Genomic DNA, 17,312 nt, shown 5'->3' with positions numbered 1-17,312 from the left:
CAGAAAGCATCTAAGCTCTTGTAAGTTTTAGGCGATAACAACGTCTAAATTTCAGTCATTAACAAATTTTAGGTTTTAACGCTGCTTCATCAAATATTTTTTTGTCAACCTTAAGATAGGCTGCACCCTCTTCTAAACAGACCATTGCCTCTTCAACGCCTGGTAAATTAACAATGCTTTGTTGCAATGCCTTAGCATCAATAGACTGAGTTTTATTGATACTATATAGTTTAGAGCTTAATTGTTTTGGCTTTTGCATCGTTGCTGCAATGACAATCCACAACACACCTAACAGACCATTAAAAATAAAAATACCTTGTATACCAAAGTGATGCATTATTAAGCCACCTACTACACCACCAAAAAAGATCCCAAAGAACTGCGCACTAGAGTAAACCCCCATTGCGGTACCTTTGCTGCTAATTGGTGCCATTTTTGAAATAAGCGATGGCAAAGCCGCTTCAAGTAAGGTAAAGCTTGCAAAATATAATACCAATAAAAGACTCATCACAATGACATGATGATCGAACTCATATAATAAAAACTGCATCGCCGTAAGAATGATGATTGCGCCAACAAAAACGGGCTTCATCAAATTTTTAGTCTCAGCAATAATGATAAATGGCACCATAAGCAAGAATGAAATAAATAGCACGGGTAAATAAATAATCCACTGTTTATCAACACTCACGCCAATATAGTCAATTAAAATAACCGGAATAGCGAGAAACAATGCCGTTAGCATCGCATGCAAGCTAAAGATACCATAGTTTAAACGCAATAATTCAGGCTTTTTCAATACACTCTTGATTTGACTAGGTGTCGTTTCAGATCCTTTATGAAAAATAACTTTAGTCGGTGTAGGCACACCATAAACTAGAATAACAATACCAATAGCACCCAAAATAGCTGTCAGCCAAAAAATACCTGATAAACCAATCCATGTATTTAAAATGGGACCTAACACCATCGCCCCAATAAATGATAAACCAATCGTCATGCCAATGACTGACATCGCTTTCATACGATTCTCTTCCTTGGTCGTATCAGCAACTAACGCTGTAAGGGTACTACCTATCGCACCGGCTCCTTGCAAAGCGCGACCAATGATAATACCATAGATCGTATGCGACATCGCAGCAACAATGCTACCAATAATAAATATCACAAGACCAAACAATATAACTGGCTTTCGCCCATACTTATCGGATAACACACCCAAAACGATCTGTAATAACGCTTGCGTTAAGCCATAAATACCCAATGCCACACCAATTAATGTCGGTGTCGCATCAATGATTTTATCAGCATAAAGACTAAATATAGGCAAAATAATAAAAAGACCCAGCATTCTAAAAGCATAAATACTAGCAATACTTAACGTCGATTTCTTTTCTGATTTTAACAACATAGTTAAACCTCGATATGACTAAATATTAACGGATATCCCCAAGTCTCCAAAAAGCACAAAGAGTAATTTATAAGCAATAAAGCTCATGACAATGCAGCATGGTAAGGTTAATAGCCAAGCCGTCGCCATCGTCCGCACCACACGCCAATTCACTCCACCACTTTCAGGATAGCCCGCCCCCATAATTGAGCCTGAAGCGGCTTGCGTGGTACTAACTGGTAATCCTAAATGTGAAGCCCCAAGAATCAATAGACCAGAGCTCATCTCAGCGGCAAAACCATTAGCTGGACCAATCTTAGCAACGCGTGTTGTCAATGTCTTAATAATACGCATACCGCCAGATAAAGTGCCAAGAGCCATGGTTAATGCACACAAACAAATCACCCATACAGGAATATGCGAAACGGTTGAAACCATACCAAAACTAAACAATGCCAGAGTGATAATCGACATGGTTTTCTGTGCATCGTTTGAACCATGGCTTAATGCTAATAGGCTACTAGAGATCACTTGCATCTCACGAATACGTGCATTTGATTTGCGTGGTGTTTTACGCTTACTTAGAATTCTAAATACAATCACAACCAAGATAAGTGCCAAGAAGAATGCTAATATTGGTGATAGCACCATCGGCACAATGATTTTACCAACCAAAATCCCATAATGAATGGTATGCACATTACTGGCAGCTATGGCGGCACCAACAAGCGACCCAATAAGGGCGTGTGATGAGCTAGATGGAATACCAAAATACCAAGTAAACAGATTCCAGCCAATGGCAGCAAATAGCGCCGCTATTAACACTAAATGCGTAATCACATTGGCATCAACCAAACCTTTACTGATCGTTGTTGCTACTGCCGTCCCAATAAAGGCACCAACAAAGTTAAAGATTGCAGCAATAATAATCGCCTGATATGGCGATAATGACTTTGAAGCAATCGGTGTTGCCACAACATTGGCAACATCATGAAAGCCATTAATAAATTCAAAAAAAAGTGCAATGATGATAATACTAATAAGAACTATCATCGTTAGATTTCCTTGACGTAAATACGCATCACCGAATCACATAAAGTGGCACTGGTATCAACCGCTGACTCTACTGCCTTGAATACTTCCTTTAATTTAATCGTTGTCAATGTGTCATAATCAGCCTTTTTAATCTGATCAATCGCATCACCTAAATCCTCAACCACGTTCTCATCAAGCTCTGTTGCGCGTTGTGAGGCAAGTTTTAACTTGTCACCATCCTTGTCTTTAAAGGCAACCAATAAATCACACAATGATTTTGTGATTTCCTGCAACGTCACAGCACTGCGTATTAAACAATCATCAACCTTACTATCAATCGCATAGATTTGCATTTTTTTGTTGATCTTAATAATGCGTTTAGTCAGTTTCAACATAATGCCAGATAAATGAAAAATATCGCCACGATCAATCGGTGTGATGAATTGCTCATTTAACTCAACAATAATTTTTTTATTAATATCTACCGCATTTTGACGTTGCTGACGCAACTTGGCCATTAGCTCAGTGGCTTTATAAGCATTTTCTTCATTAACGATATCTACTAAGAGCGATGCTGAGAAATGCACATTTTGTGCAGCCTCAACAAATAGATCAAAAAAAACTTCCCCGCGTGACGGAATCAACGACTTGATAATTTTTCGCAACATAAGCGCATTTTCTTAAAACCTTTCAGGTATCGCCATGATAATCGTATTGACGTAAAACACAACCTTAAACTTTATTTTAATAAATCTACCAACGCCGTCTCAATATGCGAATACTGAAATACAAGCCCTTTTTCTTGCAAACGTTTCGACGCAATATTATGCGATGATAATAACAGCTCTTTACCCATTTGCCCAAACATTAATCTCACCAACCATTGCGGCAAAATCAAATAACATGGTTTGTTAAGCACTTTGGCTAAAGCTTTTATAAATACTTTCTGGCTACAAACATTGCCTGAAGTGATATTATATTCGCCATCTGTTACGTTATTTTGAATTATAAAAACAAGCGCTTGACACAGGTCATCCATATGCACCCATGACATCATTTGTTGACCATTGCCAATCATTGCACCTAACCCCTTTTTAGCCGTTGGCAAAAGCTTGTTTAGCATACCACCCTTACCAAGCACTACTCCAAAGCGCACAATGGTTTTGCGACGCAAGCGCGCACGCTGCACAACTGCTTCCCATTGATTGACAATATATTGACAAAAACCGCTATTTTCTTTTGTTCTTTGCACATTATATGTTTCATCTTGTTCTTTCATAGAGAAAGGATAAAAACCAATGGCACTGGCATTAATCAACCATACATCATAGTCACCAATCAGTTTAATCAGACGTTCTGTTGGTTCAATACGACTATTAACAATTTTCTCTTTAACCGCGCTTGACCAACGTTTTTCACCAATACCAAATCCACATAAGTTAATAACCACATCGAACTGTGCCACTTTTGCCATCGTGATGTCCTGCCACGTAATGCACTCATCAAAGCCATCAATTATTTGCATTTGACGACTTAACAATGACACCCAATAACCTTTTTGCTTAAGATGACGGACAAGGTTTTGACCAATAAACCCAGAACCACCAGCTATTAATATCTTTAGCATAACACGCTCCTTGCTAATTGTTGTTATTTACCTAAGTTACGCATTCGCTATTAAACGGCATTTATAGCCAGCAAACTTACACATATTCATTACCCCTGTATCCAAGATAATATATTGCCCTTTGATGCCCAATAACGTACCTTCAACGAGTGGGCTCTTATCAAGGTTATGTGAACTAACTTTCTGCGGATATGAAAGCACAGGATAATGAATATCAATGACTTCATTATTCATCAACTCAATCGCTTGCGTGCCATATTTTGCCTTAAGTGATTCAATAAAATCCTGCTCTGCTAAAAGCACTTCGTTTTTTATTGACAGTAAATCAATCGCATCAGGCGGCCCCTTTAGCATCGCCTGCCAATTGGTTTTATCCGCTAAGTGTTTCGTAAGTTTTGTTTCAATCAGCCCCGATAACAAACGTTCACTGACCTTAATAATCGGTAAAGCTTGTACCGCACCTTGATCAATCCAACGTGAAGGCGTATTCTTCTGACGCGTGATACCGACCTTTGCCTTGGCAGTGTTTGCCAGATAGATAAAATGTGGCTTAATGCAGTGCTCACTTCCCCAGCTGCTATCACGGCATGTCCCTTCATGAAAGTGACATAACTCTGGCTTGATAATACAAGTATCGCACTCAGGTAAGCTACGCATGCAAGGGAAACAATAGCCCTGACTAAAGCTTTTTTTGGTCAAGCGACCACAGGCAACACAATTTATCTCATTTAAAAACGTTAGTTTAATTGTTTTACCCAGTAAATCATTCATGTTGATATCCTGCAATTGATAGCACGCATTATTATCACCATCAAGTGAGGTTTTCATTTTTCGCAGATGCAAAGTATATTCAGCCATTCAATACTCTTTTTGTTTTTTTTGTTTTTTTGTTTTTTTTGTTTTTTTGTTTTTTATATTTTACTCAAGCAACTTATCCATCACTTGCACTATCCACCGTTGGCTGAGCGTCAGTCGAAGCCACCTTAGCGTTGACTGAGCATCGTCGAAGCCATTGCAAAACACAAAAGGCATACACCCTTCGACTTCGCCTGAGTAATAAAGAAGTATAAATTAAGCCTTAACTCCCCCTCACCCGTGCAGCTTAAGCTGCACGACCTCTCCCGCAAGGGGAGAGGTACTAGCGGTTGATAGCTTAATTATATATCATTACTAAAGCACGATAGCTATACCCATTACTCGCACTATCCACCGTTGGCTGAGCGTTTGTCAAAGCCATTGCAAAACACAAAAGGCATGCACCCTTCGACTTCGCCTGAGTAATAAAGAAGTATAAATTAAGACTTAACTACCCCTCACCCGTGCAGCTTAAGCTGCACGACCTCTCCCGCAAGGGGAGAGGTACTAGCGGTTGATAGCTTAATTATATATCATTACTAAAGCACGATAGCTATATCCATTACTCGCACTATCCACCGTTGGCTGAGCATCGTCGAAGCCATTGCAAAACACAAAAGGCATACACCCTTCGACTTCGCTCAGGGTACGGTGGATTATTTAAACTTCTTGCTTTTTAAATTCAGTAAGCGTTTTTTCGACATGCGTTTTCACTGTTTGCCAATTAACAGGACCTAATTCATCAGCATAAACCGCTGGATCTTTTAATCCTAGATTTAAGAATGCTTCAATACGCCCAATGGATGAAGCTGATTTATAATCACTATAAATCGTATTATCATGCTCCACGGGAATATAAGAGGTGAATGTCATTGCATAGACCTCTTCATACTTTAATCCCAATGACTCACAAGCACACATGCCATCGCGTAACACATCAGTCTTGCTGCTATTAATATAAGGCAAATAATACGTCACTTTCTCAGCATCCCAATTCCCTGCGATAAAGGCATCATAATCTTTATCTCGAAATAACTGTCGGCAATCAGGATAGGTTGCATGATCTCCACCATGAACACCCATCGCAATAATCACATCGGTATTTTGCGCCTCAGCAATCGATAGTGCTGCCGCTTGAATGATTGAGCTAAATATCTTATTGCGATTAGGTACAACGGTTAGACGCATATTACGCTCGTGATAATGTCCAGTTGGTACATCCTCGCCACCACTGATAAGTGCTGAATGTAATAATTGCGATAAACCATCTATGCTAATAACATGATGTTTAACCTTGAGCCCTTGCTGCTTTAAGTAATCAGTAAGACTCATCGCTTTTTCTAGCTCTACTTTATGTTTTTGACCATAATCAAACGAAATCGCTGTTACTTCATAACCATCAGCAAGTAAACGCAACATCAATGAAGATGAATCCATACCGCCTGAAAGCGACAATACTGCATATTTATTTTGTGTATTCTTTTTTATTTCGTCATTCATTCTATTCTCCAAATCATTCCCTAATTTCAACGCAAAAGTTTATAAAACCATTGGTAAATGGTATAGTGCTGAAAAAATTCAAAGTATCATACCATAATGATTTATCGAGTTGAAAAATATCTTGATGGCTTTTCCACTTGCTTTCGCCAGTGGAATGCTGAGCACTCACACTGCCGCTTTTTGCATGGTTATGCCATTTCCTTTCGCTTACATTTTGCTGCCAAATCACTCGATCAGCATAACTGGGTCTGGGACTTTGGCTGGCTTAAAGACAAAAATCACACCATTGACGGCATGACCGCTAAAGAATGGTTTCATTATATGTTTGATCACACCGTTGTTCTGTCACAAAAAGATCCTGCCCTTGGAACATTTAAAGCACTCGAGCAACAAGGTTTATTGCAGTTACGAACCTTGCCGTATTTTAGTTGTGAGGGCATTGCCGAGTTTGTATTAAACACCTTAAACCCTTTAGTGCAGAAGCATAGCAATAATCGCGTAACCTTATTTCGTGTCGATGTCATGGAAAATAACAAAAACCTCGGCGCCGTTGAGATTGATTATGCGCATTAATGATTATCATAAAACACTGCCTGTTATTGAACTTTATCCTTGTTTGCAAGGTGAGGGATCACGTCGTGGACACCCCTCATTTGCAATTCGCACCACGGGTTGTACACATCGTTGCCATTTTGGTGAACATGGTGGTTGGTGTGATACATGGTACTCAAGCATTCACGCGGATAAAGGCAAATTTTGTTTTAACGATATTATCGACATGATCAAAGCCCATCCTGACATCAAAGAAATTATGCTCACCGGAGGTGCGCCAACCATGCATCCGAAACTGATTAATGAAATTATGCATCTGTCACATGAGTATAAGCTATTTGTAACACTAGAAACCGAAGGATCCCATTTTATAAAAACCGATTATCCGATTAATCTTCTGAGCTTATCGCCTAAGTTTACTAACAGTATTCCAAAGCTTGGTATAAAAACACCTAAAGGCACTACTGTTGATCAAAAGCTAATTGATCAACATAATAAATATCGCTTAAATTTGACTGCAATGCGTCAGATGATTGATTATCACCATGATTACCAGTTAAAGCCTGTTTGCGATGGCAGTGATGAGAATCTAGCAGAAATAAAGTATTTGATTAAGGCACTTAATATCCCAAAGCATAAGGTTTATTTAATGCCCGCGGGAAGCACTCGCCAAGAAATGGTTAAAGCATATCCCAAAATTATTAATCTAGCCCTTATGCACGGTTTTAACTTCACCGGTCGCGATCATATTATTGCCTTTGATGACAAAATTGGTGTTTAATTACCCCTCAACCCGTTGAGCTTATAAGAGGATCACTAACCATCCATGGCAGCTTCGCACTGGATCCTCACGCCATCCTGGCTCAGGATGACAAGTCATAGGATGTCATTGCGAGCATGGATGCGTGGCAATCCATTTTGTCAGGGATGGTAGATTTAAGTTCGTTGCAAAGCCTATATTTAAAGGCTACTTCTTAAGGTAATGCCATTAATCCATGATTCCCCTTAAACCATTGCTTAGATACTTATAAATGATCAAGCATTTGTTGGTGACGTTGATAAATGGCATCACTTGGCGCTTTACTTAAGATACTTCCTAAATAGATCGCAATACAGGCAAAGATAAAGCCAGGAAGCAATTCATACAACTCAAAAACACCACCCAAAGTCTTCAAATAAGGCCAAATAATGACGGTTAATGCACCAACAACGATACCACAAAAAGCACCTGTTAAATTCATACGTTTCCAGAAAAGTGATAGCACAATAATTGGACCAAATGATGCTCCCAGTCCAGCCCAAGCATAACCAACAAGGTTTAAAATCGAGCTCTTCGGATCAAGTGCCAATAGCACCGCAACAACCGCAATCACGGTTACAATGATACGACTAATGATGAGCATTTCATTGGCTTTGGCATTTGGTCGAATAAATTTGTGATAAAAGTCTTCAACCACCGCACTTGACGACGCCAGAAGCTGCGCTGAAGCGGTACTCATCGTTGCTGATAAAACTGCCGCTAATAACACGCCTGCCACCCATGGATTAAATAATGTTTCTGCTAACACAATAAAAACCGTTTCTGGGTTTTTAAGCGTATGTGGTGCGTAATATGCAATACCAAACAGCCCAGTAAATACCGCACCAATGAGCGCCACACACATCCACGTCATACAGATAAATTGTGCTTGCGGAATGGTTTTGGCACTTTTAGTTGCCATAAAGCGTACCAAAATATGCGGCTGACCAAAATAACCTAACCCCCAAGCAAAGAGTGATAATATACCAATAATACTTGTGCCTTTAAATGCATTTAAATACACAGGAGACTGCTGAGAGACTGTATGCAACGCTTCAGATAAACTGCCAACATGCACCCAAACAGTAACTGGCACGATAATTAAGGCAATAAACATCAAAGCACCTTGGAAAAAATCAATCCATGAGATTGCTAAAAAACCACCCACACAGGTGTAAACCAAAATAATCAATGCAGTGATATATAGTCCTGTGGTGTAATCAATTTTAAAGGTTGAGCCAAATAACAAGCCACCGGCAACAAATGCTGATGCGGTATAAAAAGTAAAAAAGATTAAAATCACTAGCGCACTGAGCAGACGCAACAGCCCACTTTTTTCCATAAAGCGATTTTCAAAATACGATGGAATCGTAATTGAATCATTGGCAACTTCAGTGTAAACACGCAAACGCTTAGCGACAAACTGCCAGTTTAAGTAAGCACCCAAAGATAGGCCAAGTGGTAACCAAATCTGGTTTAAACCATTGAGCATCACCGCTCCGGGTAACGCAAGTAAAAGCCATGAGCTCATATCTGAAGCGCCAGCACCTAGAGCGGCAATTGGTCCGCTTAATGAGCGTCCACCTAACATATAATCATGCAGATTTTTTGTGTAAAAATATGAACAAATACCTAACCCTAAAATAATGCTGATATACAACACAAATACAATAACTAGAACTGTCATCCCCTACCCCTTTTTAATTACTTAAACAATATATCGACCAAATAACCTAGAAGTATGAATTCCTTACTTCTACCCCTTGTTTTAATGTTCTTTTACTCTACTGTCTAAGGTTTATTTTTAATATAATTTGCCAAAGACAAACCAACAATTACAACCAACGGCACAAACATAACTACCCACGAACCAAAAGATCCCATAATTCCCTCCAAAAAAGTTAAAGTTTTCTATGCAATAAATTGTATTTTCAACTTATCTACTTACATTTCTGAGATTTATCTACATAAACCAGAGCGAGGATACTCAAAAGTTTTACAAATTGCAAATACCAAGACAAGCTTGCCTCAAGAAAATTAATAGCAGAATAATTTGTGGGTGGCATGTACTTGAATATGCTTACCTTTTCAGGCATTATCACCTTACTTTTACGTCCTGATAGTTCAACGGATAGAATAAGCCCCTCCTAAGGGCTAGATGCAGGTTCGATTCCTGCTCGGGACACCATGCTAACAAGCACCCCTGATTTAATCACAGAAATTACAGCCAACTTGCGTTTTTTTTGTTAGAATTGCCGTCGTTTTAACACATGGAGCAAATCAATGATTATTGTTACAGGTGGCGCCGGATTCATTGGTGCGAATATTATCAAGCAGCTTAACCTACGTGGGCATGAAGATATTCTCGTTGTTGACAACCTCAAAGACGGGCATAAATTTGTCAATTTGGTTGATTATGAAATTGCAGATTATTGTGATCAAACACCTTTTTTGCAAGCGATTGAGTCTGATTTAGCTTATCACACACCAAACGCTGGCTTGAAACTTAATCCTAATGATATTACTGCAATCATCCATCAAGGGGCTTGCTCGGCGACGACCGAGTGGAATGGTCAATATGTAATGGATAATAATTACGAATACAGTAAGATCCTTTTGCATTTCGCGATGCGCCACAAAATTCCATTTATTTATGCCTCAAGTGCAGCCACTTACGGCAATAACACGACTTTTATTGAAGAGCGTCAATATGAAAAACCCGTGAATGTTTATGGGTACTCTAAGTTTTTATTTGACCAATACGTTCGCAAGTTTTTGCCGCATGCGCAAAGCCAAATTGTTGGCTTAAAATACTTCAATGTTTATGGGCCACACGAAATGCACAAAGGCTCGATGGCAAGTGTTGCCTTTCACCATTACAATCAGTTTAAAACACATAAAAAAGTTAAACTGTTTGATGCCTATGACGGTTTTGCAGCAGGGCAGCAAATGCGTGATTTCATTTATGTTGAAGATGCTGCCAAGGTTAATCTATGGTTTTTAGATCATCCACAAGTCTCTGGGATCTTTAACTGTGGCACAGGTAAAGCTGAACCTTTTAATAACATCGCTCATGCTGTCATTGATTTTTACAAAGAAGGTCATATCGAATATATCGAGTTTCCAGAGCATCTCAAAGGACATTATCAAAGCTACACAGAAGCTAATTTAGACAAATTGCGTGAGGTAGGCTGTGATGTGAGCTTTAGGGATGTTACAACAGGGGTGACTGATTACTTACAATGGCTTGAAAAACATAAGATATGATCTACACACTCATTCGTTTTATTTACAGCCTATTATTTTGTTTAGGCTTACCATTTATCACTATTAAAAAATTAATTCGTAGTCGCAAAAATAAAGGCTATCGCCAAAGAGTGCATGAGCGCTTTGGCTTTACACGCTTTAAGGTAAATGAAAGTATTTGGATTCACTCTGTTTCCATGGGTGAGAGTATTGCCATTGCACCTTTAGTGAAAAAACTCGCCTTAAGCTACCCACATCAAACCTTTGTGGTCACGACCATGACGCCAACAGGTAGCAATCAAGTGCAAAAGCTTTATAAAGACTTTAGCAATATCAAACACAGCTATATCCCCTATGATATCCCTTGTTTGTTAAGGCGCTTTATTAAACGCACTAATCCTAAACTCTGCATTATCATGGAGACAGAGATTTGGCCTAACTTACTTGCAGAGTGCGAAAAACACCATATTCCAAGTATTTTGATCAATGCACGTTTATCACAAAAATCAGCCACAGGTTACGCCAAGATTGGCTTTATTATGCGTCACATGCTCAAACAAATCAGTCATATCAGCGCGCAATCTGATGATGATGCAATGCGTTTTATAGCGCTTGGCATGCCCAAAGATAAAATAACTGTTGATGGCAATATCAAATATGACTTTCCGATTGCTGATAATCTTCTTGAAAATGCCCAAAGGTTACGTCAACGTTTTGCAAAGCAGCATATCTGGATTGCTGCAAGTACGCATCAAGGTGAAGATGAGATTATTCTTGAAACGCATCGCAAGTTATTACAAACAACACCTGATGTGCTATTGATTTTAGTGCCAAGGCATCCTGAGCGCTTTGATCAAGTCGCTGAATTAATTAAAGCACACAAGTTTAGCTACAGTCGCAGAAGTCAAGATCAATATGACCGTAATAATGATGTCTACCTTGGAGACACCATGGGCGAGCTGATGCTGTTATATGCAGCAAGTGATATTGCTTTTGTTGGTGGTAGTTTTGTCAATAATGGTGGGCATAATATGCTCGAGCCCGCAGCTCTTGCTAAACCTATTTTATCTGGTCCATCGGTTTTTAATTTCGCTTTAGTTGCCGAAAAGCTACAAGCCAAGCAAGCTGTAACCTTAGTCAACAACAGGGATGAATTAGCTAAGCAATTACAGACACTTTTTAACGACCTGCAATTAGCAACATCTCAAGGCAATGCGGCATTAACGGTTTTCCAACAAAACAAAGGCGCACTTAACAAACAGCTCTCAATCATTAAAGGTTTTTTATGCTAAGTAAATTCACACAAATAAAAGATGACTTTGAAGACTTTGCCAAGGACTATTTCTTAGAACAATCCATTCAAAGCTCACGTCTGAAAAAAGCAATGGCATATAGCTTTCTTAATGGTGGCAAGCGTATTCGTGCCATATTAAGCTTGCTAAGTGGCACCTGTTTTAATTGTAATCCTGACAACATCAAGTATATTGCTTTAGCCCTAGAGGCAATTCACGCCTACTCATTGATTCATGATGACCTACCGGCAATGGATGATGATGATTTGCGTCGTGGTAAACCGACATGCCATATTCAATTTGATGAAGCCACTGCCATTTTAGCAGGTGATGCGTTGCAGACACTCGCATTTCAGGCTTTGAGTGAGCTCAAAAATATCAATATTACGCAATTACAAAAAGCGCTTCACCTGTTAGCAACACACGCAGGCAGCCAAGGTATGGTGGATGGACAACAGTTAGATATTGATGCTGAGGGTCAAATACAAGATATTGAAAGCATTGAAACAATACATCGCTTAAAAACCGGTAAGCTATTAACTGCTGCCATTGTATTACCCTTTATTGTTTCACCTTATTACACGGATGAAACAATTGAAAAACACCTTATTGCATTTAGCCAACACATTGGCTTAGCCTTTCAAGTCAAAGACGATTTGCTTGAAGTGACTTCGGACACGGCGACTTTAGGCAAGAATAACACGAGTGATATTAAACTCAACAAATCAACCTATCCTTCTTTGTTAGGTATTGAAAAGACACAACAATTATTGGATGAGTTATTTGCACAATCAATGACGCATTTGCAACAAGTCAAAGGACACGATACGACATCATTAGTCCAATTGGCTGAATATATTATTAGACGCACGCATTAGTTATCTATTAAACACCACCTATTACCTCGCCCCTTGAGGGAGAGGTCGTGCAGCTTAAGCTGCGCGGGTGAGGGGATAATTGAAACCCAATTTATTCCTCATTGATTGTGTTATGCCACGACTTCCACTTACGCTCAGTCAGCATCCTTTACTCTATATAGCTCGTAATAATCCGCGCTAAACTAATCAGTTGATTCTTATTCTGACAATTAAGCTTCTCACACAAACTCGCAATACTCCCCTGTACCGATCGATAGGAACGCCCAGCATGCATTGCAATCTCTTTAGCGGTGGCACCGGTGGCGATAAAGCGCAGATACTCGACATTTAAATCTGTCAGTTTCAAGCGCTGCTGTAAATCATCAGGCAAGCGCACAATCTCAGGCATAACCGCACTATCATTAAAGTCTTTAATCTCGATCAATGTATGAAATCGCACCACACTCATCAATAGATCAATACAATCTGTTAGGCACTGATAAAGCTTAGTTTTATCTTCAAATGTTAGCTGATTAAAGTAATCGGCATTGATATCAAAGGAAAAATGATCCGTATACTGGTGATAACATTTCACAATATACAGCACCATATTGTGCACATCTTGAGTGATAAGCTTATGCTTCATCTGATCACTGATTAACTCATCATAGGTAAACACTTTAAACACATTGGTCTGCTTAGGAATAATCGATGGGTCATAACGCCATAAACCAAGCTCAAGATAGGGCTTAATCAACCCTTTAGTAAAGCTTGTAATCATCGCATATTGATTTGTCTCAAAACGCCGCACCCACGTTAAGGTGCTTATCGTATCCTCACGAATAATATCTAAAATTTGCGTGATAATCGATGCATTACTCATACTATCATAAAGCATGGCTTTAAGATCTAATTCTTGTATCTTCAACAATGACGAAATGGCATGTTTTTTCATAAACTGAAATTCATTTTCAGTGGCAGTGAAATTAAGTATAGCGCATTGGAAACTAATGTCAGCTTGCTTTTACGCGACTTTGTCGCTTAAACAGGCTTAATATTGGCTCAACAGCAATAGATAATAAAATCAATAAGCAAGCAAATACCATATTGATACTAATATGATCGCCCATAATAATCACACCCAACAAACTGCCAAACAATGGCACTAGATAATTCGATAAAGAGCAAAACCCAGCACCCGCACGTTTAATTAAGCTCACATAAAGCACATAAACCAACCCCGAACAAAATACACCTAATATAATTGAGGCGATAAAGGGATATAAAGCAAAGTGCATACCTTGCAACGAGCCATTACCAAGGTTTATGCCAAGCATAGTGATTGTACCGATAATAAATGCATCACGTGATAGCAAAAAGGCATCTTCATTGGGTAGGCTTCTGATAATGATTAATGCACCTGCAAATGATAACGCCCCAAGCATAATCGCTAATTGCGGTAATAACGCGCTTGATAGACCTGTGCTTATCAAATCAGGTGCAAACAAAATCAGTAAGCCAATAAAGCCAATAAACATACCCATAAATTTAGCGCTTGTCGCCCGCTCAACACCTGTCAAGAGAACTAGGATAATTGTAAAAAATGGGATGGTGCCCATTAAGATCGATGCCATGCTCCCTGAGACAGATTGTTGTCCCCATATGACTAAAGTAAATGGAATCACCACTTCAAGCACGCCAATTGCTGCGACTTTAAACCATGTTTTAAAGTCTCTTTTATAGCGCTTTCTTTTAGCAACCAAACAAAAGACAATCAAAAAAACTGCGGCATAAAATGTTCTTAATAAAGCAAGCTGTTCAGGCGTGTAACTGACTAAAGAGAAGTCAATTAAAACAAACTGACTACCCCAGATAATACCGATAAATAAAAGTAAGATATAATTCATTATTAACGATTACACCTTATCGATATTCTACCGTCACGATTTCATAATCAACCACACCAGAAGGAGTTGCGATACTCGCTTCATCACCCTCTTCTTTGCCAATGAGTCCACGTGCTAGTGGTGAGCTTAATGAGATCTTATTGCGCTTGATATCTGCCTCATCCTCGCCGACGATTTGATAAGTTATCTCTTCATCGGTGTCGACATTTAACAAGGTCACCGTTGCCCCGAAAATTACCTTGCCACTATTGCTCATACTCGCAACATCAATTACTTGCGCATTACCCAACTTTGCTTCAAGCTCTTGAATACGACCCTCAATAAAGCTCTGTTGCTCACGGGCTGCATGATACTCGGCATTTTCTTTTAAATCTCCATGCTCGCGCGCTTCAGAGATTGCCGCAATCACTTTGGGACGCTGAACACTTTTTAGATCTTGTAACTCTGCTTTTAACGCCGCTTCACCGGCAACAGTCATTGGAATTCGTACTGCCATTTTTTATCCTTAATGTTTTTAGATTTTTTGGTCTTTTTGGTCTTTTTGACCTTTATTTTAAATTTAAATAATAAAAAACGCCCAGCATGCGACATGCTAGGCATCATTAAAAACTTTTCACACACTGAGGTGCATTATACCGAAGCGTACTTTGTTTGCAATTTCAGATTTCTATTGCAATAGAAGTTTCGCCGTATTTATGTTTAAAAGACTTTTCAGATCAGTATAATAACTGCATTGAAATGTCATATAAGTTTAAACATCAACATAACAGGTAATAACATGTTTACGATTAAAAAAATCTCTTTAATTACAGCGTCTTCTATCGCTTTATTAGGTACTCAATTTACTTTTGCGCAAGATACAGTAACAAAGGCAGCAACAGCAGAAAAAACAAAAACGACACAAGTAGCACAAGCCACAACACAAAATGAACCCGATACTTATGGTGCGACTTCAGTTAATTATATGGGTGTACCACTTAATGCGTATGGCGCAGTATCGTCAAGTGCCAATGTACCCCTAGAAGTGCAAGTGCCAAAAGCACCTGCAAACTTAGTATTACCAAAGATTACACCGGCAACTAAAGTTTGGCATAATCAAGTAGTCACGCCACCGATGCTAAACGTTAAAAGCTATATGCTCATAGATGCTAAAACAGGCAATGTACTGGCTGAAAAAAATGCCAACATGCGCATTGCGCCTGCCTCGTTAACTAAAATGATGTTGCTTTATATCGTTGAGCAAAAGCTAGCAGCTGGCAGTATTAAGCTTGATCAAAAAGTAAAAGTCCCTGCTATTGCTTGGCATACCGCAGGCTCAAGCATGCACTTAAAAGCAGGTCAAGAAGTGACGATTCAAGACCTACTGGAAGGAACCATTGTCGCCTCAGGTAATGATGCTGCAGTCACCTTAGCGGTGACACTGGCCGGTACGCAAGAAGGTTTTGTCAACATTATGAACTTTACCGCGAAAAAGTTAGGTATGACTAACACGCATTTTAGTGATGTTATGGGTTTGCCAGCACCTAATTTGTACACTACAGCACGTGATTTATCTGTTCTTGCGCAACACATTATTTACGACTATCCGCAAAACTATCACTACTACAAGATGCCGAGTGTCAGCATGAATGGCTTTGTTACCCGCAATTACAACAAATTATTGGATATTTATCCTTATGCTGATGGCATCAAAACAGGCTCAACTGATTCGGCGGGTTACTCACTTGTTTCTTCTGCCGTTAAGCCAGATCACGACCGCTTAATTGCAATTGTTATCGGATCAACCAGTCTTTTGCAAAGTGCGCGTGATAGCCAAACGTTACTAGAATATGGTTTTTCTAATTTCCAGACTAAAACCTTTTATCCAGCAAACTACGCCTTAGGTAATATCCGCATTTACAAAGGTGAAAGTGATACGGTGGATATTGGCGTACAAAAGCCCCTAGCGATCAGCTTCCCAAGTTATATCGATGCCAAGGATATTCAGTTTGTGCTACACAAAAATCCTAAAGGGCTTGTTGCACCTGTGACAGCTGGCACTGAAGCAGGTTCTGTTGACATGGTCTACAAAGGCAAAACCATTGAGACATTCCCAGTCGTTGCGCTAAAAGATGATGCAACCGGTTCATTATGGCAACGTATCAAAGGCACTGTTGCCTTGTGGTTTGCTTAAGCTTACCCACTTCGACTGATGCTCAGTGCATCGCTTCGACTTACGCCTAGGGTACGATAAGCACTTGTGCAAATATTTA

Annotated in this window: 16 protein-coding genes and 1 tRNA gene; 7 read left to right on the top strand and 10 right to left on the bottom strand. The window is 39.4% G+C overall.

Annotated features, from left to right (window positions below; translation table 11 throughout):
- Positions 1-58 precede the first annotated feature (58 nt).
- The 6 genes from ACZ5V8_RS05135 to ACZ5V8_RS05110 all read right to left on the bottom strand — a co-directional run bounded on the left by ACZ5V8_RS05135 (position 59) and on the right by ACZ5V8_RS05110 (position 6,407).
- Positions 59-1,411: an MFS transporter gene (locus ACZ5V8_RS05135; protein WP_464218624.1), complete on the bottom strand. Its 1,353-nt coding sequence runs from the start codon at positions 1,409-1,411 to the stop codon at positions 59-61.
- 18 nt (positions 1,412-1,429) lie between these two features.
- A complete protein-coding gene (locus ACZ5V8_RS05130; RefSeq protein WP_440617487.1) occupies positions 1,430-2,443 on the bottom strand; it encodes an inorganic phosphate transporter in 1,014 nt (337 codons plus the stop codon).
- 2 nt (positions 2,444-2,445) lie between these two features.
- Entirely contained in the window at positions 2,446-3,093 is a 648-nt protein-coding gene (locus tag ACZ5V8_RS05125) for a DUF47 domain-containing protein (RefSeq protein ID WP_464218623.1), read from the bottom strand.
- Positions 3,094-3,164: 71 nt separating this feature from the next.
- Positions 3,165-4,052, bottom strand: a complete 888-nt coding sequence (locus tag ACZ5V8_RS05120) for a TIGR01777 family oxidoreductase (protein ID WP_464218622.1) — start codon at positions 4,050-4,052, stop codon at positions 3,165-3,167.
- Between the two features lie 36 nt (positions 4,053-4,088).
- Positions 4,089-4,910: a DUF2797 domain-containing protein gene (locus ACZ5V8_RS05115; protein WP_464218621.1), complete on the bottom strand. Its 822-nt coding sequence runs from the start codon at positions 4,908-4,910 to the stop codon at positions 4,089-4,091.
- 657 nt (positions 4,911-5,567) lie between these two features.
- Positions 5,568-6,407 (bottom strand): 7-cyano-7-deazaguanine synthase, encoded by an 840-nt coding sequence (locus ACZ5V8_RS05110; RefSeq protein WP_464218620.1) that lies wholly within the window; start codon positions 6,405-6,407, stop codon positions 5,568-5,570.
- A gap of 96 nt (positions 6,408-6,503) precedes the next feature.
- Here ACZ5V8_RS05110 and ACZ5V8_RS05105 point away from each other — a divergent pair, with 96 nt between their 5' ends.
- Entirely contained in the window at positions 6,504-6,980 is a 477-nt protein-coding gene (locus ACZ5V8_RS05105) for a 6-pyruvoyl trahydropterin synthase family protein (protein WP_464218619.1), read from the top strand.
- Complete coding sequence (locus ACZ5V8_RS05100; protein ID WP_464218618.1) at positions 6,970-7,740, top strand: 7-carboxy-7-deazaguanine synthase QueE; 771 nt, start codon at positions 6,970-6,972, stop codon at positions 7,738-7,740. Before ACZ5V8_RS05105 ends, ACZ5V8_RS05100 begins: the two co-directional genes overlap by 11 nt.
- Positions 7,741-7,984: 244 nt before the next feature.
- On the opposite strand, the gene putP is transcribed toward ACZ5V8_RS05100, so the two are convergent.
- The gene (gene putP / locus ACZ5V8_RS05095) at positions 7,985-9,445 is read right to left on the bottom strand and encodes a sodium/proline symporter PutP (RefSeq protein ID WP_464218617.1); all 1,461 of its coding nucleotides are present in this window, start codon (positions 9,443-9,445) and stop codon (positions 7,985-7,987) included.
- A 426-nt stretch (positions 9,446-9,871) separates the two neighbouring features.
- Between putP and ACZ5V8_RS05090 the strand changes: the two genes are divergently transcribed.
- The 4 genes from ACZ5V8_RS05090 to ACZ5V8_RS05075 all read left to right on the top strand — a co-directional run bounded on the left by ACZ5V8_RS05090 (position 9,872) and on the right by ACZ5V8_RS05075 (position 13,174).
- Positions 9,872-9,946, top strand: a tRNA-Arg gene (locus ACZ5V8_RS05090).
- A gap of 95 nt (positions 9,947-10,041) precedes the next feature.
- Positions 10,042-11,025, top strand: coding sequence for an ADP-glyceromanno-heptose 6-epimerase (rfaD, locus tag ACZ5V8_RS05085; RefSeq protein ID WP_464218616.1), 984 nt, complete (start codon positions 10,042-10,044; stop codon positions 11,023-11,025).
- On the top strand, positions 11,022-12,296 hold the full coding sequence (gene waaA, locus ACZ5V8_RS05080; RefSeq protein ID WP_464218615.1) for a lipid IV(A) 3-deoxy-D-manno-octulosonic acid transferase: 1,275 nt from the start codon (positions 11,022-11,024) through the stop codon (positions 12,294-12,296). Before rfaD ends, waaA begins: the two co-directional genes overlap by 4 nt.
- Complete coding sequence (locus tag ACZ5V8_RS05075; RefSeq protein WP_464218614.1) at positions 12,290-13,174, top strand: polyprenyl synthetase family protein; 885 nt, start codon at positions 12,290-12,292, stop codon at positions 13,172-13,174. The genes waaA and ACZ5V8_RS05075 overlap by 7 nt, the downstream gene beginning before the upstream one ends.
- A 148-nt stretch (positions 13,175-13,322) precedes the next feature.
- On the opposite strand, the gene ACZ5V8_RS05070 is transcribed toward ACZ5V8_RS05075, so the two are convergent.
- Genes ACZ5V8_RS05070 through greA form a run of 3 tightly spaced genes read right to left on the bottom strand, consistent with a single transcriptional unit; the run spans position 13,323 to position 15,556 of the window.
- A complete protein-coding gene (locus ACZ5V8_RS05070) occupies positions 13,323-14,108 on the bottom strand; it encodes a helix-turn-helix transcriptional regulator (protein ID WP_464218613.1) in 786 nt (261 codons plus the stop codon).
- Between the two features lie 58 nt (positions 14,109-14,166).
- Positions 14,167-15,060 (bottom strand): DMT family transporter, encoded by an 894-nt coding sequence (locus tag ACZ5V8_RS05065; RefSeq protein ID WP_464218612.1) that lies wholly within the window; start codon positions 15,058-15,060, stop codon positions 14,167-14,169.
- Positions 15,061-15,076: 16 nt separating this feature from the next.
- The gene (gene greA, locus ACZ5V8_RS05060) at positions 15,077-15,556 is read right to left on the bottom strand and encodes a transcription elongation factor GreA (protein ID WP_464218611.1); all 480 of its coding nucleotides are present in this window, start codon (positions 15,554-15,556) and stop codon (positions 15,077-15,079) included.
- Between the two features lie 282 nt (positions 15,557-15,838).
- Between greA and ACZ5V8_RS05055 the strand changes: the two genes are divergently transcribed.
- Positions 15,839-17,233 (top strand): D-alanyl-D-alanine carboxypeptidase family protein, encoded by a 1,395-nt coding sequence (locus tag ACZ5V8_RS05055; RefSeq protein WP_464218610.1) that lies wholly within the window; start codon positions 15,839-15,841, stop codon positions 17,231-17,233.
- Positions 17,234-17,312 lie beyond the last annotated feature (79 nt).

Source organism: Cysteiniphilum sp. GTC20157, from assembly GCF_055396795.1.
Note: the sequence above shows the minus strand (reverse complement) of the source record. Positions and strands in the feature narration are given on the sequence as shown.